This is a genomic window from Kutzneria sp. NPDC052558, assembly GCF_044547355.1.
Lineage (GTDB): Bacteria > Actinomycetota > Actinomycetes > Mycobacteriales > Pseudonocardiaceae > Kutzneria.
This window is the reverse complement of record NZ_JBIUAG010000005.1, coordinates 213,498-228,754: the sequence shown is the minus strand read 5'-3', so window position 1 is coordinate 228,754 and position 15,257 is coordinate 213,498. Positions and strand designations below refer to the sequence as shown.

14 protein-coding genes are annotated in these 15,257 nt (G+C 71.3%); 6 read left to right on the top strand and 8 right to left on the bottom strand.

Annotated features, from left to right (window positions below; all coding sequences use genetic code 11):
* Positions 1–2: 2 nt before the first annotated feature.
* From ACIG5F_RS11950 to ACIG5F_RS11925, 6 genes are all read right to left on the bottom strand, one after another.
* The gene (locus tag ACIG5F_RS11950; protein ID WP_396517606.1) at positions 3–1,454 is read right to left on the bottom strand and encodes an aldehyde dehydrogenase family protein; all 1,452 of its coding nucleotides are present in this window, start codon (positions 1,452–1,454) and stop codon (positions 3–5) included.
* Between the two features lie 5 nt (positions 1,455–1,459).
* Positions 1,460–2,002, bottom strand: a complete 543-nt coding sequence (locus ACIG5F_RS11945) for a YceI family protein (protein ID WP_396517605.1) — start codon at positions 2,000–2,002, stop codon at positions 1,460–1,462.
* Positions 2,003–2,180: 178 nt separating this feature from the next.
* The gene (locus tag ACIG5F_RS11940; protein ID WP_396517604.1) at positions 2,181–2,645 is read right to left on the bottom strand and encodes a MarR family winged helix-turn-helix transcriptional regulator; all 465 of its coding nucleotides are present in this window, start codon (positions 2,643–2,645) and stop codon (positions 2,181–2,183) included.
* Positions 2,646–2,683: 38 nt separating this feature from the next.
* Entirely contained in the window at positions 2,684–3,544 is an 861-nt protein-coding gene (locus ACIG5F_RS11935; protein WP_396517603.1) for an LLM class F420-dependent oxidoreductase, read from the bottom strand.
* The gene (locus tag ACIG5F_RS11930; protein WP_396517602.1) at positions 3,541–4,944 is read right to left on the bottom strand and encodes a GMC family oxidoreductase; all 1,404 of its coding nucleotides are present in this window, start codon (positions 4,942–4,944) and stop codon (positions 3,541–3,543) included. Before ACIG5F_RS11930 ends, ACIG5F_RS11935 begins: the two co-directional genes overlap by 4 nt.
* Before the next feature lie 309 nt (positions 4,945–5,253).
* On the bottom strand, positions 5,254–5,937 hold the full coding sequence (locus tag ACIG5F_RS11925) for a GntR family transcriptional regulator (RefSeq protein WP_396517601.1): 684 nt from the start codon (positions 5,935–5,937) through the stop codon (positions 5,254–5,256).
* Between the two features lie 97 nt (positions 5,938–6,034).
* Here ACIG5F_RS11925 and ACIG5F_RS11920 point away from each other — a divergent pair, with 97 nt between their 5' ends.
* Genes ACIG5F_RS11920 through ACIG5F_RS11895 form a run of 6 tightly spaced genes read left to right on the top strand, consistent with a single transcriptional unit; the run spans position 6,035 to position 13,621 of the window.
* Positions 6,035–7,174, top strand: coding sequence for an FAD-dependent monooxygenase (locus tag ACIG5F_RS11920; RefSeq protein WP_396517600.1), 1,140 nt, complete (start codon positions 6,035–6,037; stop codon positions 7,172–7,174).
* Positions 7,175–7,202: 28 nt separating this feature from the next.
* Positions 7,203–8,969 (top strand): FAD-dependent monooxygenase, encoded by a 1,767-nt coding sequence (locus ACIG5F_RS11915; protein ID WP_396517599.1) that lies wholly within the window; start codon positions 7,203–7,205, stop codon positions 8,967–8,969.
* 11 nt (positions 8,970–8,980) lie between these two features.
* Complete coding sequence (locus tag ACIG5F_RS11910; protein WP_396517598.1) at positions 8,981–9,907, top strand: VOC family protein; 927 nt, start codon at positions 8,981–8,983, stop codon at positions 9,905–9,907.
* 12 nt (positions 9,908–9,919) lie between these two features.
* A complete protein-coding gene (locus ACIG5F_RS11905; RefSeq protein WP_396517597.1) occupies positions 9,920–10,762 on the top strand; it encodes a fumarylacetoacetate hydrolase family protein in 843 nt (280 codons plus the stop codon).
* A complete protein-coding gene (locus ACIG5F_RS11900; RefSeq protein WP_396517596.1) occupies positions 10,759–12,720 on the top strand; it encodes an acetoacetate--CoA ligase in 1,962 nt (653 codons plus the stop codon). The genes ACIG5F_RS11905 and ACIG5F_RS11900 overlap by 4 nt, the downstream gene beginning before the upstream one ends.
* Positions 12,647–13,621, top strand: coding sequence for an LLM class flavin-dependent oxidoreductase (locus tag ACIG5F_RS11895; protein WP_396517595.1), 975 nt, complete (start codon positions 12,647–12,649; stop codon positions 13,619–13,621). The genes ACIG5F_RS11900 and ACIG5F_RS11895 overlap by 74 nt, the downstream gene beginning before the upstream one ends.
* Here the strand turns inward: ACIG5F_RS11895 and ACIG5F_RS11890 are convergent.
* Both ACIG5F_RS11890 and ACIG5F_RS11885 read right to left on the bottom strand, forming a co-directional pair.
* On the bottom strand, positions 13,599–14,255 hold the full coding sequence (locus tag ACIG5F_RS11890; RefSeq protein ID WP_396517594.1) for a hypothetical protein: 657 nt from the start codon (positions 14,253–14,255) through the stop codon (positions 13,599–13,601). The genes ACIG5F_RS11895 and ACIG5F_RS11890 overlap by 23 nt on opposite strands.
* Positions 14,256–14,365: 110 nt before the next feature.
* On the bottom strand, positions 14,366–15,160 hold the full coding sequence (locus ACIG5F_RS11885) for a FadR/GntR family transcriptional regulator (RefSeq protein ID WP_396517593.1): 795 nt from the start codon (positions 15,158–15,160) through the stop codon (positions 14,366–14,368).
* Between the last annotated feature and the right edge of the window lie 97 nt (positions 15,161–15,257).

Here is a 15,257-nt window from a genome sequence, read left to right as displayed (position 1 = left end):
GCTCAGAACGGGAACTGCGGGATGTCGGTGCGGGAGTTGATCCAGATCACGTCGCTGAAGTCATTGAGGCTGTCCGGGCCGGTGCGCCCCCAGCCGCTGTCGCGCACCCCGCCCATCGGCGCGTGGATCTCGTCGTTGACCGTGGGCGAGTTGACGTTCACGATGCCGGCCTGCACGCGCGGCGCCAGCTCGAACGCCCGGTAGGTGTCGCCGGCCAGGATCGAGGAGGTCAGCCCGTACTGCACGCGGTTGACCACCGCGATCGCCTCGTCGTCGGTGTCCACCGGCTCGACGATCACCACCGGGCCGAAGGTCTCCTCGTTGGACATCGTCGCGTCGTAGGGAACATCGGTGAGGATGGTGGGCAGGTAGGTCTGTCCCTCGTAGGCGCCGCCGATATGCACGGTGGCCCCCTTGGCCACGGCCTCGCGCACCCGCTCGTCGACCGCGCGCACGGCCTGCGGGGTGATCAGCGGGCCGATGACCGTGGCCGGGTCCTGCGGGTCGCCGACGGTCAGAGTCTTGGTGCGGGCCACGAACTTGGCCAGGAACTCGTCGTAGATCTCGCGCCGCACCACGATCTTGCGGGTGTTCATGCAGATCTGGCCCTGGTGGAAGAAGGAGCCGAAGGTCGCGGCGCGCACGGCCTCGTCCACGTCCACGTCGTCCAGCACGATCATCGGGTTGTAGCCGCCCAGCTCCAGCACCGTGCGCTTGAGCGTGCGGCCGGCCCGCTCGGCCAACGCCCGGGCCGTCTTCACGCCGCCGATCAGGTTGACGCAGCGGACATCGTTGCTGGCGAAGAACTCGTCGGCGATGGCCGGCGCCGCCCCGGGCGCGTGCGTGACGACGTTGATCACGCCCGGCGGGAAGCCGGCCTCCTCGGCGATCTCCGCCACCATCAGCCCGGCCGACACCGGCGCGAACTCCGACGGCTTGACCACCACGGTGTTGCCGGCGGCCAGCGGCGACAGCACCGCCCGCCAGGACAGGATGTTCGCCCCGTTCCACGGCGTGAAGCACGCGACCACGCCCAGCGGCCGGCGCACGCCGATCGAGTGCGTGCCGGGGATGTTGCTCTGCAGCACCTCGCCCTTGGGCAGGTACACCCAGCCCGCCGCCTGCCGCAGCGTCTGGATCACCAGGTCCTGCTGGAAAGTGGCGAACAGCCGGGTGCTGCCGGTCTCGCGGGCCAGCATGTCGGCGATCTCCGCCTTGCGCCGCTCGACGATGTCGGCGGCCCGGAAGAACAGGCGGGCCTTCTCCGCCGGCGGCGTCTGCGACCAGGACTCGAAGGCCCGCGCCGCCGCCCGCACCGCCCGCTTGGCCTCGGCCGGGCCGGTGGCCGCGACGTCGGCCAGCACCTTGCCGGTGTACGGCTCGATGTCCTCGAACACCTCGCCGCTGTCGGCGCTCACCCATTCGCCGTCGATGTAGGACCGATACGTGGTCACGGTCGTCAGCCCCGGGCCTGCTGCGTCGCCGTGGTGCGTCCGGTGTCGCGGTCCGAGGCCACGGCCGTGATGTCGAAGACCAGGGCCAACCGGCGGCCGGCCATGCCCTTCATGGCGGTCACGCCGTGGGCGTACCGGTCGATCGTCGCCGTCGCCCTGGCGGTCAGCTCGCCGTCGCGCTCGTCGACCTCGTGCACCAGGAACTCCGCCCGGTTGCCCTGGCCGCGCACGGTCAGCACGCCGCCGACCAGCCAGCCGTCCTCCGTCCGGCGGACGCTGTCGGACACGAAGTCCATGGTCGGGTGCTCCTCGGTGTGCAGGAACGCCTTGCTGCGGACGTGGTCGTCCCGGCGCTGCTGGTCGGTCTTGACGCTGGCGGCGTCGATCACCGCCTCCACCGTGGCGTCCTCCCCCGCCACGGTGATCAGCGCCGTGTGCACCGCGAAGGCGCCGACCACAGTGCCCAGGCCGAACATGTGCTTGGTGGTGAAGGTGATCGTCGACCGGCTCGGGTCGACCGTGTAGACCCCGGACGCTGGCGTGCCCATCTCTGCTCCTCGGTGAGATTTACTTGCTTAGGTCAGCAAGTGTCGACTGAGACAACGGACTTGTCAAGCAATTGATTGAGTGATCTCGAGGCCGCGGGGTCACCCGGGCGATGTCAGCTCTGTGCTGGCGCGCCAGGAGACCGCGGCCGTCATCGTGGTGCGGACGCGGCGGGGCTGGTCAGCCGCGCGTGACGTCCGGGTCGAGCTGCTCGGCCACCTTGACCAGCACGTCGGCCAGCCGCTTGGTCGTGCGCGGGTCGAGGTGGCCGATCACGTGCCGGCGCGCGCTGGCGAGGTGGCTGGGATAGGCGGCCTCGAGCCGGCGGAAGCCCTCGTCGGTGAGGCTGGCGATGTTGCTGCGCCCGTCGTCCTCGCACTTGCGCTTGCGCACCAGGCCCCGGGACTGCAACTGGTCGACAACCCGGGTGATGCGGCTGGCCGACAGCGCGGTGGCCGAAGCCAGCTCGGCCATCCGCAGCTCACGGTCGGTCGCCTCGGAGAGGTTCATCAGCACGGCGTACTCGGTCAGCGAAAGCCCCGTGCCGCGCAGCAGATCGTCCTCGAGCACCCGCGGCAGGGCGATCGTCACCCGTTGCAGGGCGCGCCAGAGGCGCTCCTCTTCAGCGTCCAAGGGCTTCTCCACTCCGTGATGGTAGCTTGCTTGACGAAGCAACGCCAAGCTCAGAGCGCGGCCACGGCGGGAATCACGTGCCGCCCCAACAGTTCCAGCGGAGTGATCTCGTGCGCGGCCGGGACCGGACCGTGGACGGTGTCCACGCCCAGACCGGCCAGCCAGGTCAGATCGGCCAGCAGGCGCGGGATGTTGCGGCCCTCCGCGCCCGGGTCGAGCGGGTACAGCACGGTCTTGGCGATCTCGTCGTAGTCCCGGCCGACCTGGTCGCAGTGCCGGCGCAGCGTGTTCAGCTTGCGTTCCAGATCGGGCCCGACGAACAGGTTGCAGGCGTCGCCGTACTCCGCGACCAGGCGCAGCGTCCGCTCCCCCGACCCGCCGATCAGGATCGGCGGCCGGCGGACCGGCTGCGGCGAGTTCAGGGTCCGGCCGAGCGTGTAGTGCTTGCCGTGGAAGGGTTCCTCGTTCTCGCTCCACATGCGACGGCAGATCTCCAGCGTCTCGGCCAGCCGCTCGAACCGCTCCCCCAGCTCCGGGAACGGCAGCCCCAGGCCAGCGGCCTCGGCCGCGTTGATCGGCGAGCCGACCCCGATGCCCAGCCAGGACCGGCCGCCGGAGAGCACGTCCACTGTGGTCAGCGCCTTGGCCAGCAGGGCCGGCGCACGGTAGATCGCCGCCGTCACCAGCGTCAGCAGCTCGATCCGGGACGTGCACGCGGCCAGAAAGCCCAGCGTGGCATAGGCTTCCAGCATCTCCTGCTCCGGCCGGCCCACCACCGGGATCTGCCACAGGTGGTCCATCACGGCGATCGACGCGAACCCGCCGTCCTCCGCGGCCGCCGCCACCTCGCGCAGCGTGTCCGCCGTCCCGCCAGGCCAGGCGTAGTCGGCCACGGCCAGCCCGATTCTCACGCCTGATCCACCTTCCCGGCCAGGTGCTCGGCCACGCCGATCACCGTGAGATTCGGGGCGGCGGAAGGAACCCGCGGCAGGATGGAGGCGTCGATCACCCGCAGGTTGGCGACCCCCAGCACCGCGCCGGACGGGTCGACGACCGGGCCCATCGGGGCCGTGGCCACCGGGTGCCCGTAGGAGTTGATGGTGGTGTCGATGGCGTCGAGCAACTCGTCGTTCTCGACGCGATCGCGGCCGGGCGCGATCTCCCCGGCCAGCAACGGCTTGAGCACCGCGCCGTCGGCCAGCTCCCGGCTGAGCCGGAACACCTCCAGCATGCGGCTCCGATCGCGCGGCTCGGTCAGGAAGGCGCAGTCGATGATCGGCGGGTCGAGCGGGTCACGGCTGCGGAGTCGCAGCGTGCCACGGGAATCCGGCCGCGTGACCGACATCGCCAGCACCAGCGCCCCGCCCTCGCCGTCCACCACCTGCGTCGCGGTGAGGTGCAGATCGAGCTCGCCCTCCACCGCCTCGCTGGACGCCGTCCACAGCAGCGCGCCGGCGGCCGGCGACTTCTCGTCCGCGTGCGGGGCCAGGGCGTGCACGCTGTAGTAGAAGGGGTGGTCCTGCAAGGACTGTCCCACCGGCAGGTCCGCGACCACGTCGATGCCCAGCCGCTGGAGATCCTCGGCCGGGCCGATGCCCGACCGCAGCAGGATCGCCGGGCTGCCGTAGGCCCCGGCCGACAGAATCACCTGCCGGGCAAGGTATTCGACGCCGTCCGCCGCGAGCACGCCCGTGGCCGTCGCCCCGTCCATCAACACCCGGTCCACCGTCACCCCGCCGACGATCCGCAGGTTCGGCCGGGCCCGCACCTCGTCGGTCAGATAGACCATGCCGGTGTTCTGCCGGACCCCGTCGACGATGTTCACCGGCACGCTGCCGACCCCGGCGCGGTCGGCGACACCGAGGTCCACTTCCGGGTACCCCAACTGCTTCACCCCGTCGACGAAGGCCTGCATCAACGGCGTCAGCTCCACCTCGGCGACGGGGAACTCCTTGCCCACGGCCAGATCCTCGACCGTCCACCCGGGCCAGTCGACAAGGTCGGCCGCCCGGGCCCTGATCGCGATGCCCGCGTTCACGGCCGAGGTGCCGCCCAGCACCTTGCCCCGGAAACTGACGATCTCCGGCGCCTTCGCCCCGCCCCGGACCTTGTAGCCCCAGTCGTGCGCCGCGTCGCCGCCCAGCCGGTTCGGGTCGCGCAGCGCCTCCGGGTACTCGCCGGCCCGGTAGGCCGGCCCCGCCTCCAGCAGCAGCACCTGCCGGTCCGGGTCCTCGCTCAACCGCGCCGCCAGCACCGCCCCCGCCGACCCGCCGCCCACGATCACGACATCCGCCCGACCCCGCCCGTCCACCACGCCTCCCGATTTACTTGCCTGCTTCAGCAAATGAAACCTAGGAGCCCACCCCCAACTTGTCAAGCAACTGTTTGACAACCCCCTCTTGCCAGGAAAGGCTCGATCCTGGCGCTGGGCGCAGTGAAAGGCCCGTTACTGGCGTCTGGTGCAGTGAACGGGCCTTTCCTGGCGTTTCGAAGGCGGCGAAGGGACTCTTTCGGGCGTTGGATGGCAGGAAGGGCCCCTTCATGACACCGAACGTTGTGAAGGGGCCCTTCCTGGCGTTGGGCGAGAGGAATGGAGCGTTGATCTTGGAGGGGCGGGTCGCTAGGCGCGGGCGTCCAGGCGGTCCAGACCGCGCTCCCGGGCGTAGGCGATGAGCTGGCAGGGGGCGCGTTCGATGTGCTGGACCAGGACCTCGACGGCGGCGTCGGCGTCCCGGGCCAGGGCGAGGTCCTTGAGCCGGCGGTGCTCGGCGGCGATGTCGCGACGATGGTCGTCGGTCAGCACCCAGTACCAGCGGCGATAGAGCTCGGAGCTGTCCCGCAGCGAGGCGGCGACGGCCTCCAGGCGCGGATTGGCGCAGCCGGCGAGCAGGGCGGCGTGGAACTCGGCGTGCCGGACGGCCCAGTCCTCGTTGACGGACTCGTCGGCCAGGAACGAGGGGGTCTTCTCCATCAGGTGATGGGCGGCGAGCACGGCGGTCTCCCACGACAGGTCGCCACGGGCGATGGACCAGCGCAGGGCCTGGGACTCGACGAGCACCCGGGTCTCGGTGAGCGCGGCGACGTCGTCGATGGACAGGTCCCGCACGCGCACGCCCCGCTGCGGCTCGGCCACCGCGAGTCCCTGCTCGGTCAGCCGGAGCAGGGCCTCGCGGATCACCGACTGGCTGGCCCCGAACCGCTCCCCCAGCTCGACGACCCGCAGCTTCTGCCCCGGGGCGAACGCGCCCTTGAGCAGCTCGGCCCGCAGGACGGCGTAGACCTCTTCGGTACGGGAAGTTGCCATCGCACAAGCATATCGATATCCCAAGGTCAACGGCCTACATTGAGAAAATATCGATATTTAGTTGAACTCTCGACATCCTCGGTGCATGCTGGGGGCCATGCGAGTACTGGTCACCGGGGGTGGAATCGGGGGTCTGGCGACGGCGGTCGCGCTCCGGCAAGCCGGAGCAGACGTGCATGTCGTCGAGAAGGCCAAGGCGTTCGGGGAGGTCGGCGCGGGGGTGCAGCTCGGGCCGAACGCGACCGGCGTGCTGCGCCGGCTGGGGCTCGGCGACGAGTTGGACGAGGTGGGGTTCGCCCCCGAGCACCTGTACCTGCTGCGCTGGCAGGACGGCGCGCACCTGGCCGAGTTCGAGCTGGCGAACCGCATGCTGGCCGAGTACGGCTCCCCGTACTACACGCTCTACCGTCCGGACCTTATCGACATCCTGTCCTCCGCGCTGCCGGACGAGGTCACCAGCTTCGGCGTCCCGGTGACGGGCGTGCACCCGGACAAGCCGGCGATCACCCTGGCCGACGGCCGGACCCTGGACGCCGACCTGGTGGTCGGCGCGGACGGCACGCACTCGATCGTGCGCGGCGCGACCGTCGGCGACGCGCCGGCCCGGTTCTCCGGCATGTGCGGCTACCGGGCGATGATGCCGATCGAGCCGGGCGAGGACCTGAACGTCCAGCTCTGGCTGGGCCCGGACCGGCACGTGGTGGCCTACCCGGTCGGCCGCGGCCCGAACTGGATCAACATGCTCTGCGTGGTGCCGGAACCGGACTGGCACGAGGAAAGCTGGACCGCCCCCGGCACCGCCGAGGACCTGCGCGCGCATTTCGACGGCTGGTCCTCGAAGCTCACCGGACTGCTGGACCGGGTAACGGAGCCCGTGTACCGGTGGGCCCTGTACGACCGTGAGCCGCTGACCCACTGGTCCACCGCGACCACGACGCTGCTCGGCGACGCCGCGCACCCGATGCTGCCGTTCCTGGCCCAGGGCGCCGCTCAGTCCATTGAGGACGCGGCCGCGCTGGCCAGCGTCCTGGACGACGATCTGCCGGCGATGCTCAAGGCGTACGAGGACAAGCGCCGGGTGCACACCGCCCGGGTGCAGCGGATGTCGTGGGACAACAACGTCGTCTATCACTTGGCCGACGGTGCGGAGCAGCGCAAGCGGGACGCCGATCTCGCCGCCGGCGACGGCTTCCACCCGTACCGGATGACTTGGCTCTACGGCAGCAACCCGTTCTAGCACTCAACGTCGAGGGCTTGGAGGTCCCATGTCCACCACCGAGCTGACCGTGCCGGTGCTCGTCGTCGGCGCCGGCCCCGCCGGGCTGACCGCGTCCCTGGCCCTGCGCCGCTACGGGATCGAGCACCTGCTGGTCGAGCAGTACCCGGGCACGGCGCACACTCCCCGCGCGCACATCGTCAACCAGCGCACGGTGGAGATCCTGCGGCACCTGGGCATCGAGGACCGGTTCCACGCGGTTGCGACCCCGCAACACCTGATGGCCAACAACCTCTGGGTCACCAGCCTGGCCGGCCGCGAGGTCGCCCGATCGGAGACGTGGGGCACCTCCCGCGAGCGGGCCGGCGAATACGCGGCGACCAGCCCGGCGCCGATGGCCAACTGCCCGCAGACGGTCTTCGAGCCGATGCTGGTGCAGGCGGCCAGGGACGCCGGCGCGGACATCCGCTTCGACCACGCCTTCGAGTCCGCGGAGTCCGATGAGGACGGTGTCACCAGCACGATCCTCAACCGTGTCACCGGTGATCGGCTCGTCGTCCGCTCGCAGTACGTGCTCGGCGCGGACGGGGCCCGCAGCAAGGTGCTGGCCAACGCCGGACTTGCCGTCGAGGGGCCGGCGGGTCTGGCCCAGGCCGCCAACATCTGGTTCCGCGCCGACCTGACCAGGTATCTGGCCCACCGGCCCGGGGTGCTGACGTGGAACGTGATGCCGGGCCCGCTGCCGCCGCTGCGCCTGGGCACCCTGATCTGCCACAAGCCGTTCACGGAGTTCGTGCTGGCCATCATGTACGACCCGGCCACCCAGAAGCTGACCGACCTGACCGAGGCCGACCAGATCGCCCGGGTCCGCGCGGCCGTCGGCGACGACCAGCTGGAGGTGGAGCTCAAGGGCCTGGCCGGCTGGCAGGTCAACGCCCAGGTCGCGCCCCGGTACTCGGCCGGCCGGTTCTTCTGCCTCGGCGACGCCGTGCACCGGCATCCGCCGACCAACGGCCTCGGGCTCAACATGTCCGTCGCCGACGCCTTCAACCTGTCCTGGAAGCTGGCCCTGGTGCTGGCCGGCCGGGCCGATCCGACGCTGCTGGACACCTACTCGGCCGAACGCCAACCCGTTGGCGCGCAAGGCGTCGAGCGGGCGATCACCAGCCTCGGCGAGATGGCCGCCGTCGAGCAGGCGCTCGGCTTCGAGCCTGGACAGTCCACTGAGGACGGTTGGGCGGCGTTGCGGGGGCTGGACGAGCCGGGCCCGGCCGGCGAGGCCCGTCGCGCGGCCCTGCGCGACGCCGTCGCGCTGACCGACTACCAGTTCAACGCGCACGGGGTCGAACTGGGCTATCGCTATCACAGCACGGCTATCGTCGAGGACGACTCCCCGGAGCCGCCGAGCGAGCGCGACGCCCAGCTGTACCACACGCCGACCACCCGCCCCGGCGCCCGGCTCCCCCACGCCCGGCTGGAACGCGACGGCGTGCCACTGTCCACATTGGACCTAGTCGACGGTCTCGACTTCGCGCTGATCACCGGCCCCGGCGGCCAAGCCTGGGCCGAGGCCGCGCGGCGGGCCGGCGCCGCCGCCGGCGTGACCGTCGCCGTGCACGTCATCGGGCCGGACGGCCTGCTCGATCCCTACGGGGAGTGGGCCGCCGTGCGCGAGATCGACACGACCGGCTGCGTGCTGGTCCGCCCCGACCGCCACATCGCCTGGCGGGCAAAGACTCTCGAACCGGACTCACTGACCGACGTGGTCCAGCAAGTCCTCGGCCGACGCGCCTTGGCCGCGACAACCGCACAGTAGGAGCAGAGAACATGGGCTTGCACCGCCTGACCTCGATCACTCTCGGCGTGCCGAACGTCAAGGAGACCGCCGAGTACTACACCAGCTTCGGCCTGACGCCGGTCGGCGACGGGACCCGGTTCGCCACCCAGGACGGCGGCGAGCAGCTCAAGATCGTGCACTCCCCGCTGCGCCGGCTGGTGGAGCTGGGCGTGGGCGTGGACGACCCGGACGACCTCGACCGCGTGACCGCCGCCCTGGCCCGGCTGGACGTCACCGGCAAGCGGGACGACACCTCGCTGCGCGTGCTGGACCCCAACTCCAACATCGAGGTGGTCCTGGAGATCGCCGGCCACGTGGAGCAGACGCCGGCCGCGCAGGAGCCCTACAACGGGCCGGGCCGCGCGTCCCGCCCCAACGGCCGCGCGCCGGGCGTGGAGCGGGAGAACAAGGTGCGGCCGCGCAAGCTCGGCCACGTGGTGATCGGCTCCCGGGACCAGGAGGCCAGCCAGAAGTTCTTCACCGAGGGCCTCGGCTTCAAGACCAGCGACCACGTGCCCAGCCTGGCCAGCTTCCTGCGCTGCTCCACCGACCACCACAACATCCTCATCCAGCGGGCCCCGGTGGACTTCCTGCACCACACCGCATGGGAGGTGGACGACGTCGACGAGGTCGGCCGCGGCGCGACCGCGATGCTGGAGGACCACCCGGAGCGGCACGTGTGGGGCCTGGGCCGCCACCACATCGGCTCCAACTTCTTCTGGTACCTCAAGGATCCGGCCGGCAACTTCTCCGAGTACTACAGCGACCTGGACTGCATCGTGGACGACGCGCTGTGGAAGCCGTCCGTCGTGGAGGGCGCCCGCGGCATCTACAACTGGGGACCGCCGCTGCCGCCCTCGTTCATCACCCCCGAGGATCTCGCCGCCCTCATGACCGGCTCGCACAGCGCGCGCTGACAAGGAGAAACCATGCGTATCGGCAGGATCGACGGCCGGCTGAAGCTGGTCTCCGGCGAGCTCGCGCTCGACGTCGAGGCGGCCAGCGACGGCCGCTTCGGCGCCGACCCCGACCAGATCTTCCCGCGCTGGGCGGAGTTCGCCGCCTGGGCCGGCCGGCAGTCGCCCGGCGACGGCGAGCCGTTCACCGAGACCCAGGTCGGGCCGCCGGTGCTGGGGCCGGCCCAGGTGTTCGGCATCGGCCTGAACTACCGCGCCCACAGCGAGGAGGCCGGCGTGGCCAAGCCGCCGACCTCGCCCGCGGTGTTCACCAAGTTCGTCAGCAGCATCACCGGGCCGTACGACACGGTCACGCTGCCCAGCGACAAGGTCGACTGGGAGGTGGAGCTGGTCGCGGTGATCGGCGAACCGGCCTACCAGGTGTCCGAAAAGGACGGTTGGCGGCACGTGGCCGGCCTGACCGTCGGGCAGGACCTGTCCGAGCGGGCCGTGCAGCTGTCCGGTCCGGTGCCGCAGTTCTCGCTGGGCAAGTCCTATCCGGGCTTCAGCCCGATCGGCCCGGTCCTGGTCACGCCGGACGAGTTCAGCGACCCGGACGACCTGGCCCTTGGCTGCGCGCTGGACGGCGAGACCCTCCAGGACGGCCGGACCAAGGACCTGATCTTCTCGGTGCCGGAGCTGGTGGCCCGGCTGTCGGCGGTGCTGCCGCTGCGGCCAGGCGACCTGATCTTCACCGGCACCCCGTCCGGGGTCGGCATGGCCCGCGATCCCCAGCGGTACCTGACCCCGGGCTCGACCCTGGTCAGCACCATCGAGGGCATCGGCCACCTGCGCAACCCGCTCGTCGGGCCATGACCGCCATCGCCGCCTTCGCCCGCTGGTGCGCCGACCGCGGCGCGCCGGTGGGCGAGGACTACTGGTCGCTGTGGTCGTGGTCGGTGGCTGACCTGGACGGATTCTGGTCCGCTGTCTGGGACTACTTCGGCGTCGGCGGGGAGCACGGACCGGCGCTGGCCGACGACCGCATGCCCGGGGCCAGCTGGTTCCCGGGCTCCACCGTGAACTACGTCCGGCACATCTGGAAGGCGGCCCGGGCCGACCGCCCGGCGGTGATCGACGTCGACGAGACCGGCGCGGTCCGCACGGTGTCGTGGGACGAGCTGCGCCGCCAGGTCGAGGGCCTGGCCGGGACCCTGGTCGAACTCGGGGTGCAGCCGGGCGACCGGGTGGTCGGCTACCTGCCCAACACCGTCGAGTCGGTCGTCGGGCTGCTGGCCACGGCCAGCATCGGCGCGGTGTGGTCGTGCTGCGGCCCGGACTACGCCGCCACGGCCGCGGCCGACCGCTTCGGCCAGCTCGAACCGGTCGTGCTCATCACGGCCGACGGGTACCGCTTCGGCGGCAAGGCCCATGACCGGCGCGAAGCCGTGTCCCAACTCCGGCAGCTCCTGCCCGGGCTGCGCGCCACCATCGCCTACCACCGCATCGGCCGGCCCATGGACGACGTGCTGCCTTGGGACGAGGCGGTCGCCGGAAAGCCGACGGAGGCGGTCGACCTGCCGTTCGACCATCCACTGTGGATCCTGTTCTCCTCGGGAACCACCGGCGTGCCCAAGGGAATCGTGCACGGGCACGGCGGCGTGCTGCTGGAACACCTCAAGGCCCTGAACCTGCACCTGGAACTCGGGCCGTCGCAAACCTACCTGTGGTACACCTCGCCGAGCTGGATGGTGTGGAACTACCAGGTCTCCGGGCTGCTCACCGGGACGGCGATCGTCTGCTACGACGGCAGCCCGTCGCCGGCGACGCTGTGGCGGATCGCCGCCGAACAGCGGGTCACGCTGCTCGGGGTGAGCCCGGGATTCCTGTTGGCCAGCGCCAAATCCGGCCTCGAACCGGCGGCTGAGCACGACCTGTCCGCCCTGACCGCGGTCGGCTCCTCCGGCTCCGCCCTGCCGGCCGAGGCGTATCACTGGGTGGCCGAGCACGTCGGCCCGGACGTCCGGGTGGTGTCGACCTCCGGCGGCACCGACATCGTGAGCGCCTTCGTCGGCGTCGCGGCGAACGTGCCGATCGTGCCGGGCGAGCTTTCCGTGCCCTGCCTCGGAGTTGCTTTGGACGCGTGGGACGAGCAGGGCCGCAGCGTCCGCGACACCGTGGGCGAACTCGTTGTCACCAAACCGATGCCGTCCATGCCGCTGCGCTTCTGGCGCGATCCCGGCGATGTGCGCTACCGGGAGTCCTATTTCTCCACCTATCCCGGGGTGTGGCGGCACGGCGACTGGATCACCATCACCGGGCGGGGCTCGGTGATCGTGCACGGCCGGTCCGACTCCACGCTCAACCGCAACGGCGTCCGCATGGGCAGCGCCGACATCTACCGGGCCGTCGAGCAGCTGCCGGAGATCACCGAGGCACTGGTGATCGGGGCCGAGCAACCGGACGGCGACTACTGGATGCCGCTGTTCGTCGTGTTGGCGGACAACGTGATCCTCGGCGACGAGCTGGTCGGGCGGATCAAGGCCGCCATCCGGGACGAGGCCTCGCCTCGGCACGTGCCGGACGAGATCCTTGCCGTGGCGGCCATTCCGCACACCCGAACCGGGAAGAAGCTGGAGGTCCCGGTCAAGCGGATCCTCCAGGGCGCCCGGCCCGAGACCGTCGCCGACCACCGGGCCGTGGACGTTCCCGCGGCGCTGGCCTGGTTCGTCGACTACCACGCCCGAAGGAGCGCCTCGCATGCTGCTCAGCTGTCAGATCCCCACCACCGTGCCGTTTCCGGAGATGGCCGCGCTGGCACGGCTGGCCGATGAGCTCGGCTACGACACCGTCACCTGCTCCCACATCGCCGCCCGGGACTCGTTCACCGCGCTGTCCGGCCTGGCGATGGTGACCGAACGCGTGCACCTGGCCACCGCCGTCGCCCCGATCTACCACCGCTCCCCCGCCTCCATGGCCCAGACCGCGGCCACCGTGGACGATCTGTCCGGCGGGCGGTTCCGGCTCGGGCTCGGCGTCGGGCACCGGGTCACCATGGGCGGCTGGCACGGCCAGGAGATCGGCCGCCCGGTGCCGGAGATGCGCGAATACGTCGAGCTGGTGCGGGCTCTGCTCACCGGATCCCCGGCGCCGCAAGGGAAACGCTGGAACTCCACGTTCCGCTTCACCGCATTCGAGCCCCGCCCCGACATTCCCGTGCTGCTGGCCGGGCTGTCCCCGGCGATGCTCCGGCTGGCCGGCGAGATCGCCGACGGCGTCGTGCTCTGGGCCTGCCCGTCGGACTACGTGCGCGACGTCATCGTGCCCGAGGTGGCCAAGGGCCGGGCCGCCGTCGGCAAGACCCTGGACGGTTTCGCCATCATGCCGGCGATCCCCGTCGCCGTCGGCCCCGACCACGCCGCGGCACTGGCCGGCATCCGCGCCGAGCTGCACCGCTACTTCGGGCTTCCCTTCTACCGCAGCATGTTCGCCGCCGCCGGCTACGCAGAGGACCTGCGGGCCTACGACGACGCGGCCGGCGACCAGGCCCGGCAGGAACAGACGATCAGCGAGGGCCTCATCGACGCCCTGTGCGCCATCGGCGACGACGCCCAGGTCCGGGCCGGCATCGCCCGCTTCCGCGCCGCCGGCGCCACGAACCCGATCCTCACCGGAATCCGTGGCGCCGACTTCGCGGCCTCGCTGCGGGCGGCTACTCCCAGCCCAGCACCGTGAAGTCACTGCTGACGAAGACGTGGTGCGGCCAGTTGGTGCCGATGTTGTGCACCTCGTACTCGCCGTCGCTCAGCAGCACCACCCGGTCGGCGATGCCGCCGGGCACGACCTTCTGGGCGGCTTCCGTGGCCTTGTAGGCGGTTGTGCCGCTGACGATCGTGCCGTCGCCCTCGGTGTAGTCCGAGGGCACGTCGCCGACCGACTTCGGCGGCGAGGGCTGGCCCTGCTGGAACGGGATCACCCCGGCCGCGGCGGCGGCCGCCGCGCCGCCGTCGCCGTTGGGCTGCACGGTCACCTGGGTCGCGGCGATGTCGTCGCTGGTGACCAGGCCGACCACGAACACGCTCTCGCCGGTCTTGACCGCCTTGGCCGAGGCCGGGCGCTGGCCCACCTCGTACCTGGTCGACGACTGCTCGGTCACCGTCACCTCGACACCCGCCGCCGTCGTGAAGGTGAAGCCGGTCGCGGAGGTGGAGTCGACGATGCCGGTCGCGCCGCCGTCGGCCGGGTCGGCCACCGGGCCGCCGCCGGCCGGCGGGGTCGGCGTGGTGTCGGCGACCGCTGTGCCGGCGCCGAGTAGGCCGACGGTCGCGACCGCCGCGACCAGGACACCGCTCTTCTTGGTCAGGTTCACAACATCCTCCAGTGTGGGTGGCCGCTCGTCATCGAGCCGCTATCCCGAGTCTGCACTACCTACTTAGTAGGCGGCTGAGGTGAACCTGTGAGGAGTATGTGGGCTCGCGGTCAGCCGCCCACGCCGACGTTGCCGGCCAGCCACGCCGCCAGCGCGGTGGTCAGGTTCGGGTCGCTGTCCCGCCGCTGCTGGGCCCCGGGCGAGGACTGGATGCGCTTCATCGCCTTGCGGTGGTAGTCGCGCACGAGCGCGGCCGCCGTGGCCGCGTCCCGGCCGGCGATGGCGTCCACGATCTCCAGGCGCGCCTTGGCCAGCGAGCGCGGGACCCGGCCCCACTCCTGGTCCGAGCTCTTGGACAGCTCCAGCGCCAACCCGATCTGGACCTGCGAGATGAACCGGCACAGCGCGAACAGCAGCGGGTTGCCGGAGATCTCGGCCAGCGTCGCGAAGTAGCCCAGCAGCGCCGCCGCCGAGGTCTCGGCGTCCCCCGGCTCGGCCGCGGCCTGCGCCGCCGCCCGCAGCCGCTCGACGTCCTCGTCCGACGCGCGCTCGGCCGCCAGCTCGGCGGCGTGCGAGAACAGCACGCTCAGCAGTCCGAACACGTCGCCGGCGGTGGCCTTCTCGAACTGCACGACCGAGGCGATGGACATGGCCAGCAGCGTGTCGCTGCGCGCGGTGACCGTGGTCCGGCTGCCGTTGCGGGTGCTGAGCAGGCCCATCGCCGTCAGCACCCGGACCGCCTCGCGGACGGTCGGCGCGCTCACGTCGTACTGCGCGGCCAGCTCCCGCTCGGACGGCAGCCGCGCGCCGTCGGCCAGCTCACCACTGAGGATCTGCCGGCGCAGGTCCTCCACGATCTGATCGGCGACACGGCCCCGGTACAGCCGCGCGGACGGTTGGGTCATCGTGAGCTCCTCCCTGGCTAACAGACATCTTACCTACCAGGTACACACCCCGCTCACAGCCACTTCCCAGCCTCCGCCCGACCGAACCGTCTTGCCG

What these genes read in the sequence shown, in the direction of transcription:
- ACIG5F_RS11945 (WP_396517605.1), bottom strand. Translation starts at nt 2,002, where the DNA reads ATGGGCACGCCAGCGTCCGGGGTCTACACGGTCGACCCGAGCCGGTCG.
- ACIG5F_RS11925 (WP_396517601.1), bottom strand. Translation starts at nt 5,937, where the DNA reads ATGGCAACTTCCCGTACCGAAGAGGTCTACGCCGTCCTGCGGGCCGAG.
- ACIG5F_RS11920 (WP_396517600.1), top strand. Translation starts at nt 6,035, where the DNA reads ATGCGAGTACTGGTCACCGGGGGTGGAATCGGGGGTCTGGCGACGGCG.
- ACIG5F_RS11915 (WP_396517599.1), top strand. Translation starts at nt 7,203, where the DNA reads ATGTCCACCACCGAGCTGACCGTGCCGGTGCTCGTCGTCGGCGCCGGC.
- ACIG5F_RS11910 (WP_396517598.1), top strand. Translation starts at nt 8,981, where the DNA reads ATGGGCTTGCACCGCCTGACCTCGATCACTCTCGGCGTGCCGAACGTC.
- ACIG5F_RS11905 (WP_396517597.1), top strand. Translation starts at nt 9,920, where the DNA reads ATGCGTATCGGCAGGATCGACGGCCGGCTGAAGCTGGTCTCCGGCGAG.
- ACIG5F_RS11900 (WP_396517596.1), top strand. Translation starts at nt 10,759, where the DNA reads ATGACCGCCATCGCCGCCTTCGCCCGCTGGTGCGCCGACCGCGGCGCG.
- ACIG5F_RS11895 (WP_396517595.1), top strand. Translation starts at nt 12,647, where the DNA reads ATGCTGCTCAGCTGTCAGATCCCCACCACCGTGCCGTTTCCGGAGATG.
- ACIG5F_RS11885 (WP_396517593.1), bottom strand. Translation starts at nt 15,160, where the DNA reads ATGACCCAACCGTCCGCGCGGCTGTACCGGGGCCGTGTCGCCGATCAG.